Here is a 10,506-nt window from a genome sequence, read left to right as displayed (position 1 = left end):
AGAGACCCTGCACATTTGCTTATCGAAACTTTGTTCAGTTTTCAAAGATCTACTCAACTTTTATTCATTCGCTTGAATAAAAGTTCATTGATATGTCTTATCGACTTAATTATTATATCCAAACTTGCATCTCAATGTCAACAAGTTTTTTAAATTAATTTTTAAGCGATTTGAAATGTTTGATCACATCTCAACGACAAGAACTACTATACTCACTTTTGGCTTAAACGTCAACCCTACTTTTAAATTTTTTTGCATAAACTTTCACTTTCTACCGTTTAAAAAACGAACATAAATTATCACTAAATATTATTGTTCGTTTTTTACTCAATTAATCAGTATCTCTTTAACTAAAAAATAGTTTTTTACCCAGTGAAACACTTACATTTTCCGTGAAAAAATTTTTTCAAAAAAATCTGCAGACAAACCGTCTACAGATCCTTTAACAATTATTTAGTTACACGTGCCAAGAAATAACGCTTCTTGCCCCGACGTGCGATCACAAATTTTCCATCAAAGTTTTCTGCTGGATCGATCACCGCATCTAGATCTTGAACACGATCACCGTTGATATAGATCGCACCATTGGTTACATCTTCACGGGCTTGACGCTTAGATTTTTCGATCCCTGTGTCAACAAGCCATTCAACGATATTTTCCGGTTCAGAACTGATCTCAACTGTTGGCATATTCTTAAAACCTTGCTCGATCTCAGCTGCAGTCAAAGCTTTCACTTCACCTGAGAAGAGGGCCTTAGAGATATGTTCAGCCTGCACAACAGCTTCTTTTCCGTGAACAAATTCGGTCACTTCTTCGGCTAAGCGACGTTGAGCTTCACGCAATTCTGGATGTTCTTCAAGTTTCTTCGCTAATTCTGCGATCTGAACTTCATCCAAGAAAGTAAAGTACTTCAAATATTTCACAACATCACGATCGTCTTGATTCAACCAGAATTGATAGAATTCATATGGTGTTGTTTTTTCTGCATCGAGCCACACTGCACCACCAGCTGTTTTACCAAATTTTGTCCCGTCAGCTTTCAACATCAATGGGATCGTCAAGGCAAATGCTTGAGTATCTGAGCCTTCCATTTTGTGGATCAGATCGATCCCAGCTGTGATATTGCCCCATTGATCAGCCCCACCGATCTGAAGTTGCACATCTTTTGTCTTCAATAAATGATGGAAATCGATTGCTTGCAAGATCTGGTACGTAAATTCAGTATAAGAGATACCTACTTCTAAACGGCTAGCAACGACTTCTTTGTTCAACATCGTGTTAACATTGAACAATTTACCATAATCGCGCAAGAAATCTAATAAGCTGATCTCCTTTAACCAATCATAGTTATTAACGATCGTGATATTATCTTTACCGAAAAGAGCCTTCATTTGTCCGGTCAAGGCTTCTTCATTGTGGTGAACTTGTTCCATTGTTTGTAAAGTCCGTTCTGACTTCTTACCCGATGGATCACCGATCGAACCAGTCCCCCCACCGATCAAGATATGCGCACGATGACCAGCCATTTGGAATCGTTTCAACATCATAAATGGGATCAAGTGCCCAATATGCAAACTATCACCAGTCGGATCGACCCCACAGTAAACACCGATCGATTTTTTAGCTAATAATTCTTCCAGACCCGCTTCATCTGAAACTTGGTTGACAGCGCCCCGCCATTTTAATTCTTCTAAAATATTTTCCATTTAAGATCCTCCTTTTAATAAAAAAGTCCCCGATGAAAAATCATCAGGGACGAATTAATTTCCGCGTTACCACCCAGATTGCTACATAAATGTAACCAACTCTGTCATCGATATCGGAATGACCCGTTGTTGCTCCATAGTGTACTTCGCAAAAATCATATATGCCACCTTCCAGCATCAGTGGCTCTCTGTGATAGGGATGAGATCTGCTACTATCTATTTCATCGCAAATAATAAAATATCTTGGTTGATTATAGCACAAAACTGGCTACTTACTCCAGAAAATTTATGCGTTAGTCTTCTTTTGCTGACATTCTGGGCAAATACCATACACATCATAGCGACTATTAACGATCTCGTAGTCACTTTGCGCCTGAGCCAGTTTTTCCAATTCTAAGTAAGTGTCATCAAAAATATCCTCGATCTTGCCACACTCTAAGCAGATCAAATGATAGTGGGGCTTAGCGAAATAATCATACCTCACATGTCCCGCACTATCCAAAGCCACTTCAGATACTAGGTCAGACTTCGCCAACAATTCGAGGGTATTATATACAGTCGCCAAACTCACCTTGATATCTTGCTTTTGCAGATATTGATGGATCATCGTGATCGATGGATGCTCATCTGAACACATCAGATATGCTAAGATCGCTTGGCGTTGTGGTGTTGATTTTATCCCGTGTTGCTTTAACTTTTGTGCTGAAGATACTAATAATTTTTGATCTTTCATTGGCTCCACCCACGCTATTATATATAGCCTGTCCTTTCTTGTTGACTTCTCACTTAGATGATACGCTATTTTTTCAAAAAAATCATCAAATACTTTTTCATGTCAAACATTTAGTATTTCAATGTGGTAAAAGAAGGATCTGTAACTTAGCTATCAATAGTTTGAGTGACGCGGCCCAGCCATGATCAAATAAACTTGTTAAATGCCCGGACCATAGTAAGTTCAATTCGATCAGTAAAAGACATAGCGCAAAGCCTAAGATCAAATACTCACTCACATGCCCTGTTCGATAATAAAACAGGCGTTTACGCGCACTTTTCTTGAATTTAGAAAAAGGCCAAAACCAATGGATACTATTTTTGGAGAAACTATCTTCGATCAAATGCAAAAGATAGCCGATCAGTAGCCAAAATGGTAAGTGCATCGCTGCGGTCGCCAAATATGCTTTAGCAATAAATAAAGCCAACAAATAGCCCCCTGCCGCAACAACTAATGAATGGGTCGCTCCACGATGGCCCAATGTTTTATTGGCTACTTTACTAACAACTTGACTCCGCTTACCGATAAATGACTTTGGATGGTCGATATCTGGTAAAACACTACCACAGACTAACGCCGCAGTATTGATAAATGTCACTTGATCGACTGCGGCTAGCATTGGCAAGCCTACAGCCAGTGAGACTGTTATATGTGTACGATATTGCATCTTTTTTCCTCAAATCTAACTAAATTGTCGTCACATACCGCAAAGTACTTCGCTCACCCTTAGTAACAACTTGTAATTGATATGGCAATTGCGCCTGTAATTCGGTAACGTGACTGATTATCCCGACCATGCGATTTTTCCCCTCGATCGTTTGCAAAGTTTCTAAAGCAACTCGCAAAGCTTCTTGATCGAGCGAACCAAAACCTTCATCGACAAATAACGCTTCGATCTCGATCCCTCCGCTCTTCTTTTGGATAACTTCTCCGAGTGCCAAAGCTAAGGCTAAAGCTGCTAGGAAACTTTCTCCGCCTGAAAGAGTGTGGACGCTACGTCTTTTGCCCGCATTATCATCGTAAATATCTAGTTCTAACCCCGTACTTGATGCTCCACGCCCAGTATCCTCATTTAAGTATAATTCATAGCGGCCATTAGTCAAATGGGCTAGGCGCGCATTGGCCGTTATTAAAACTTCCTTGAGATAGGTTTGTAAAATGTAGCGCTCAAAGCCCAATTTTTGTTCACCTTTACCTGTCACAACATCGACGAGCTCCTTTAACTGCCCTAACTGTGTAAATTCAGCTTGCTGTTGTTCAAAGAGCTTCTTTACCTGTTGATAGCATTTAGTATTGGAACTATATTTATGCTCTAGCTCAGCGACTGTTTGCTGTAACTTAGCTTCCGCCTGTTTTGCCTGCGATAATTCTTCGTTAGTTTGCTCCAAGTCAGGCTGTTTTTGACCAGCTACTTGTTTTGAAAGGATCTCGACCTGACCAGCGATAGAATCTAGCTCTTTTTGTTGCTCAGCTAAAGTTTGTTCTAAATGTCCAAGCTGAGCACTTTGGGATAACAATTCTTTTAATTCTGCTAACGTCATCCCTTTGGCAGCACAGGCCGCTTCTAAGTCGGCTTGTCTTTGAGCGATCACTTGTTGCAATCCTTGAGCTTGTTGCTTGGCTTCATTTAGCTTGGCCTCAGTTGCTACTAATGACTGCTCAGTTTGTTTTATATGTGCATTCAAGTCAGCCCAATGCGTTTCAAACTCAGCTATCTTCTGTTGCCAAATTCTCAACTGTGCCTTAGCTTGTTGTTCAGTCTGATACTCTACTGGCAACTGAGCTTGTTTTTCAGCCAATTGCGTCACCAATTTTTGCTTCTCAAGTTGGGCAGTTTGAGCTTGTTCATTTAACTCAGTCAACTTTGTCTGGGCTTGAGCGACCTTTTGTTCTAGGGTCGTCTTTTGTTCCTGCAAGCTCGCTGCTTCTTTTTCCTTATCTGTGAGTCCCCTTATCTCTTGGGTCAATTCGTGTTTAGTTTGGGTCAGTTCAACTTCTAAATGAGTTAACTCGCTTTGCTCTAAAGCAGGATATTTTTCAAAAAAATCCTGCATTTTCGTCTCAAATTCACGTTTCCGTTCAACATTTTCAGCGTTGATCTCATCTATTCGTGCCTGCAAAGCAGTAACTTTATCTTCCAGCTCACGTGCTTGTTGTTTAGCTTGTTCGACTTGTTCTTCATCGATCCCAGCCACTTCACTGACTTTAGCTGGAGCCGGATGGTCTAAACTCCCACAGACTGGACAGGGCTTGCCTGCTTGCAGTTTTTTGACCGCTGCAGCAATATAGTGATCCGCTAATTGATTAGCTAAAGTTCGAGCCTTAGCCCGAGCTTCTTGGCTGATAGTTGTTTCAGTAACTAATTTATTTTGCAAGTTTGCAATATTAGTTTGGCGCTTATCTAAGTCTGCTTGCTTTTCCAAAAGCTCGGCTAATTCTGCTTGTCGATACTTTACCCTTTCTAATTTTGCCTTTAACGTTTCTTTGGCTTGGATCGATTCTGTGAGCGCGTGCTGTTTTGCTTCGATAGCAGCTATTTTTGCTTGCTTTTTCTCTAAAATCGTCGTTATTTTTTGGATCTCAGCTGCCAAAGCATTCTGGCTAACTTCGACCTCTTCTTGCGTGGCCAAAAGCTCACTGACAACTTTGTATAGGGGCAAATTATTCTCCAGTTGTTTATGCTGGTACTGATAATTTGCGATCTCTTTACGCTTAGCTTCATACTCTGCCAATTGTGCAGCTGAACTTAACTGTTCTTTTTTTAGTTTTGCCTGTTTTTGTGCGGTCTTTTGGATGTCAGCTTCAGTCTTAACAAGTGTGGCCTTATTATTTTCCAATAGCTCAAAGTTTGTTCGGTGTTCCAATGCCCATTTCAACGCAACTATTTGCTGGCGTAAAGCTTCACGTTTAGGGGCTTTAGCTAGCAGGTCAGCCTGCTTAGCTTGTAACTTTGCCAGTAGATCGAAGTCTTTTTGAAGCTCTTCTTGTTTACTCAAAACATGCTGCAAGCTCTCGGTTTCTTTTTTAGCTTGTTGCCAGGCTTTGTCTTGTTCCGATAATTCTGCCTTGACTTGTTCGAGCCAGCTTTTGATCTGTTCGAGCCATAATTCAGGGATCTGTGTCTCACTGGTAAAGTCAGCTTGTTGCATCCTCAGTGTTAGTTGCTGTTCTTTTTGTTGGTAACTTGCATTTTGCTCTTTAAATTTTGCCTTGAGCTGTTCGGCCCAGCGTTCAAATAATTCACTGCCAAATAAATTGCGCAAGACTTCTTCTTTTTCCTTACTATCAGCTGCTAAAAAATTACGAAATTCCCCTTGAGGCAACAAAATGACCTTGGTAAATTGTTCCGCCGTCAAATGTAACAACTCATCGATAAAGCGCCGGGCTTCAGGGATCTTTTGGATGGCCAACTTTTCTTCATCCGGACCTGGATAGATCAATTCGACTTTGGCCTTTTTTTCAACGGGCTTGCCACCACGCCCAGCTAAAACTTGTTTTGGCTGACGCTTGATATAATAGATCTTGCCTTGATGCTCAAAGGTAAATTCAACACTAGTCTCGGCTTTATCGCTAGCAAAATCAGAGCGCATTTGGAAGGCTTGCCGTTTTTTACCCGAAGTTTCATTGAAAAGGGCGTAACACATCGCATCAAAGATCGTTGTTTTGCCACTCCCTGTCTTACCCGTGATCAAAAACAACGGTGCCTGCTCGAAGCGGGTAAAATCAACAGTCTCATCCACATAAGGACCAAAATTTTTGAGTTTTAATTCTAATGGTCGCATCCCTACTCACCTTCCTTTTTTAAGGCTAATAGACTTTCTTTAGCCCACTTTTGTTGGAGTTGTGTTGGCTCTTGACCAGTAGCTTGAACAAAGAAATCAGTAAATAACTCCAACGGGGTCTTGCTTTCGATCTTTTCAGCTTGCTTAGTGTGGACCAAACGCTTCTTGCGCTTCAATTCAACTATCCGCGGATAATACTTGCGCAATTTATTCATCACATCAATGATCTCATGTTCATCGGTCAATTCGATAGCCACGTAGTCATCTTCTGCAACAGTCTGATAAAGTTTTGTCGTCAATTCTGCGTATGAGGCCTCCAACCGCCGAATGTCATTGAGCGGATCTAATGGGATCCATTTGCACGAAAAAGGCTCCGTCTCTACGATCCAAACACCTTTTTGACTATTAGCCTCAGCCACCGAATATTTCAACAAACTCCCACTGTATTTGACCGTTGGTAGATCCAATGCTCGCTTGTCATGCAGATGACCTAGCGCCACATGATCGAAATCGCTGAATAGTTCAGGCGGTACTGAATCAAGTCCGCCCACTTCGATCTTAGTCTCGGAATCCGACCGTAAACTGCCAGCCGCAAAAAAATGGGCCACTAAGACCTGTTTTTTAGTCGGATCAAATTTGGTTTTCAACTTTGCAACGATCAATTTCATTGCTGAAGTCAGATCACTCAAACTTTCATCGGCAAAATAGTTACGCGCTTCTTGAAGTTCAAAATACGGTAATAAGAAAAATTGCGTATCCGCAAATTCGATCGGGGTAAAAGCTTCGGCTAGCTTAGTATGCAAGTATAGTTTAGTTTGCTTGAACCACTCTTGTCCTGTTGCCAAACGGACTGCGGAATCATGATTGCCACTGATCGCTAGTAAAGGAAGATCTGCTTTTAGATTCAAGTTTTTTAAAGCTTGATTCACTAACGTCACTGCTTCTTCACTAGGTAAAGAGCGATCATAGAGATCACCCGCGACGACTACTGCATCGACTTGCTCTTTTTGAGCGATCTGAGCGATCTGGTCTAAAGCATCTTGTTGCTCTTTGACTAATGGATATTCGTGAAGTCGTTTTCCGATATGCCAATCTGCCGTATGTAAAAATTTCATCGTCTACCCCCTAAATCAAACTTTTGTTCGTTATTAAAAATATTATACCACGAAATTCCCAAGCCATTATTACAAAAATAGCAACTGTAGTCTTCAACTTCGAAAACTCAGTTGCTATCAAGCTAATCTAAGCTATTAAATTTTTCTTTAGCAGCTAGATATTTATCTTTTTGGGCCTGCCAATATTTGCGATCGGCTTCGCCTAGCGTTTTAATGACCTTAGCTGGATTGCCAACGGCTACGCTATCTGCTGGAATATCTTTAGTTACTACAGCTCCACTGCCGATGACTGCATTTTTACCGATCGTAACTCCCGGTAAAACAATGGCATTTGCTCCCAGCCATACATTGTCTTCGATCACGATCGGAAGTCCAAATTCGAGCTGATCTTCATTTCTGATCTGACTATCTAAGGGATGACCAGCAGTATAAAGGCCGACTCGTGGTCCAAGCATGACATTATTACCGATCGTGATCCGATTGACATCTAAAAAAATACAATCCATATTAGCATAAAAATTCTCACCAATGCTCACATGTCTACCATAATCGACGTAGACCGGTGGTGTAACGTAGTAATTTTTACCCGTTTTTCCAAAAAGCTGTTTGACCAATGCCTTTAATTTAGCTTTATCCTCGATCGGAGTTTAATTGATCTGTTGGGCGATCTTTTTGCCGTGGACTGACTTATGCTCAGGTAAAATACCTCCAGCCAGATAAAGCTCACCTGCTAGCATTTGTTGGTATTCAAAGTCTTTTTCCATCAATGCTCACCTCACAAATTTATCTAACTATATTGTATCAAATTTTTAAATACTTCTCTTAAACAAAAAGCACCGATCTCCTGCTAGACCGGTGCTCATTATTAGCGATTATATGTTTTTTCTTGCTTTTTATCGCTATTATTTCGTGTATGTATATCGATCAACCCCACACTTACTTTAAGTGCATAGTCGACCGATCTCATAGTCGAATCATCTAAATGGGATATCTTATCCCGTAAACGTTGTTTGTCCAAAGTGCGTAATTGCTCTAATAGTACGACCGAATCTTTCTCAAGGCCTTTTTTACCCTTTGGCGCAGCTTTTAAAGCCACATGGGTCAACATCTTAGGCTTCGAGATCTTCGACGTGATCGCAGCTACGATCACTGTTGGACTAAACTTATTTCCAATGTTGTTTTGGATGACCAGAACAGGTCGCATCCCACCTTGTTCAGAACCCACTACAGGCGACAAGTCGGCATAGAAGATATCTCCTCTTTTAACCAGTTCCTTTACCATAGGATCACTCTCTCTAATTTATTTATTAGCTCACCGATCCATAATCGGCATCGCAATCACAACTGCCGAAAATACCACAAATTTCTTGATTCAAACCACCCATTTGACCGTAACCATCGATCAGCTCTTCCAAGGCTGTATGATACTTTTCGATCCGCTCAGCGTATTCGGGATGGTCCTTTATCTCTTCCACCTCAATAGTATAGAATTCACAGAACTCTTTAATATTTTGATATTGCAACACGGTCATTTTCTTCCTCAAATCATCTTCCACCATGACTAGCCCTCCGTGACCATTAGTTATCGCAATCTTAACATAAATGCGTTTAAAAGTATACTTTAATTGTAATAGCGTGGCAACCGCTCAGATAGTGCACAGACTATCTCATAATTGATCGTTTGCGCATACTCAGCTGCATCTTGCGCTGTGATCTTGTGCTCACCATTTTGTCCGATCAAGGTTACCTTTGTTCCCAAAGGTAATTTATCGGGTAGTCGCACCATAAACTGATCCATGCACACTCGTCCCACGATCTCACATGGTTGACCAGCGATCAATACGTGATAACCTTGCATCCGTCGCAACCACCCGTCGGCATAACCGACTGGCACAGTTCCTAACCATTCTGGCTTAGAAGCGGTATACGTTTTACCATATCCCACTCCATCACCTGGACGCAACTGCTTGACTGCGACCAATTCACTTTCTAAACTCAATGCTGGCTTGAAAGTCTCCGGTAATTCTAATTCTGTTCCCGACGGATTTAGGCCATACATCGTGATACCGTAACGAACGACATTACCCCCACAATCCGTATGCCACATTGCAGCCGCTGAATTAGCCACGTGAATATAACGCGGTCTAGTCGTCACGACTTCCATCAACTCATTGAATTTTTTTAGCTGGTAATTGTAGTGCTCTTGGTCTTTAGCATCGGCAGTCGCAAAGTGCGTAAAGATCCCTTCGAATTCAAATTGTGCTGCATGTTCGTGCAAAAAAGCGAGCGCTTGACTCAATGTGGCTTGATCTCTAAAACCGATCCGCCCCATACCAGTATCTAAAGCCAAATGAACTTTGAGTTTAGCACCAGTTTGAGCTAATTTGCTTTGTGCCTGGATCAGAAATTCTAGATCTCCAACAGCAGTTGAAAGATCATATTTAGCCATCAAAGTAGCCTCATTAGCAGGCGTAACACCTAAGATCAAGATCGTTTCAGTGATACCGGCTTCACGTAAAGCCAGCCCTTCATCGATCAGCGCAACACAAAAGCCAGTCGCTCCCGCTTGTTTTGCAGCTTTAGCGACGGGGACGATCCCATGCCCATAAGCATTAGCCTTTACGACAGCAAAGAGTTCTTGTTGTTCATCCATGCGAGCTAATTCAACTGCAATATTATGCTTGATCGCAGCTAGATCAACATTTACATGGGCGTTGCGGTGCAAACCTATAACCATTTTGATCATCTTCTCTCTTACTTGATTTTTTCTAAAACAACCATCGTGGCAACATGTTCTTTGGTATGTGATATCGAAATAAATGCGTTACATTCATTTTCGAGGGGATGGTACGAAAAATACGGACGGCCCAAGGGATCATTTAGGATCTCAATATCTAAAAAACTGACAGTTTGACCGATCCCAGTTCCCACCGCCTTACTATATGCTTCTTTAGCGGAAAAACGGCCAGCCAAAAACTCCCCCTGACGTTTTGGGGACAGCTCAGCAAAAAACGCTAATTCCGCTGGAGTCAAGATCTTAGTCGCCGTTTTGGGCAATTTAACTAACATCTGCTTGACCCGTTCGATACATTCTAAATCATTTCCGATCCCCAAGATCACTCGATTTCACC

Annotated in this window: 9 protein-coding genes, 1 pseudogene and 1 other annotated feature; all 10 genes and pseudogenes read right to left on the bottom strand. The window is 41.4% G+C overall.

The genetic code is table 11. The annotated features are described in order from the left end of the window. Positions 1 to 449 precede the first annotated feature (449 nt). The 10 genes and pseudogenes from tyrS to acpS all read right to left on the bottom strand — a co-directional run bounded on the left by tyrS (position 450) and on the right by acpS (position 10,495). Positions 450 to 1,706 (bottom strand): tyrosine--tRNA ligase, encoded by a 1,257-nt coding sequence (tyrS, locus tag FC30_RS06460; protein WP_010688096.1) that lies wholly within the window; start codon positions 1,704 to 1,706, stop codon positions 450 to 452. A gap of 42 nt (positions 1,707 to 1,748) precedes the next feature. Beyond that, positions 1,749 to 1,940, bottom strand: a binding site (T-box leader). Positions 1,941 to 1,992: 52 nt separating this feature from the next. Then, positions 1,993 to 2,439, bottom strand: coding sequence for a Fur family transcriptional regulator (locus FC30_RS06455; protein ID WP_010688097.1), 447 nt, complete (start codon positions 2,437 to 2,439; stop codon positions 1,993 to 1,995). A gap of 118 nt (positions 2,440 to 2,557) precedes the next feature. Further along, on the bottom strand, positions 2,558 to 3,145 hold the full coding sequence (locus tag FC30_RS06450) for a metal-dependent hydrolase (RefSeq protein ID WP_010688098.1): 588 nt from the start codon (positions 3,143 to 3,145) through the stop codon (positions 2,558 to 2,560). A gap of 19 nt (positions 3,146 to 3,164) precedes the next feature. Further along, on the bottom strand, positions 3,165 to 6,260 hold the full coding sequence (locus tag FC30_RS06445; protein WP_056938491.1) for an AAA family ATPase: 3,096 nt from the start codon (positions 6,258 to 6,260) through the stop codon (positions 3,165 to 3,167). A 2-nt stretch (positions 6,261 to 6,262) separates the two neighbouring features. Further along, complete coding sequence (locus tag FC30_RS06440) at positions 6,263 to 7,375, bottom strand: exonuclease SbcCD subunit D (protein WP_010688099.1); 1,113 nt, start codon at positions 7,373 to 7,375, stop codon at positions 6,263 to 6,265. A 122-nt stretch (positions 7,376 to 7,497) separates the two neighbouring features. After that, a pseudogene (locus FC30_RS09865) lies at positions 7,498 to 8,139 on the bottom strand (sugar O-acetyltransferase). Between the two features lie 101 nt (positions 8,140 to 8,240). Next, positions 8,241 to 8,657 (bottom strand): type II toxin-antitoxin system PemK/MazF family toxin, encoded by a 417-nt coding sequence (locus FC30_RS06430; RefSeq protein WP_010688102.1) that lies wholly within the window; start codon positions 8,655 to 8,657, stop codon positions 8,241 to 8,243. Positions 8,658 to 8,682: 25 nt separating this feature from the next. Further along, a complete protein-coding gene (locus FC30_RS06425) occupies positions 8,683 to 8,934 on the bottom strand; it encodes a hypothetical protein (protein ID WP_010688103.1) in 252 nt (83 codons plus the stop codon). 62 nt (positions 8,935 to 8,996) lie between these two features. Continuing rightward, a complete protein-coding gene (alr, locus tag FC30_RS06420; protein WP_010688104.1) occupies positions 8,997 to 10,112 on the bottom strand; it encodes an alanine racemase in 1,116 nt (371 codons plus the stop codon). 17 nt (positions 10,113 to 10,129) lie between these two features. Further along, positions 10,130 to 10,495 (bottom strand): holo-ACP synthase, encoded by a 366-nt coding sequence (gene acpS, locus FC30_RS06415; protein WP_010688105.1) that lies wholly within the window; start codon positions 10,493 to 10,495, stop codon positions 10,130 to 10,132. Positions 10,496 to 10,506: the final 11 nt, after the last annotated feature.

Source organism: Ligilactobacillus animalis KCTC 3501 = DSM 20602, from assembly GCF_001434535.1.
GTDB lineage: Bacteria > Bacillota > Bacilli > Lactobacillales > Lactobacillaceae > Ligilactobacillus > Ligilactobacillus animalis.
This window is presented reverse-complemented; position numbering and strand designations above follow the sequence as displayed.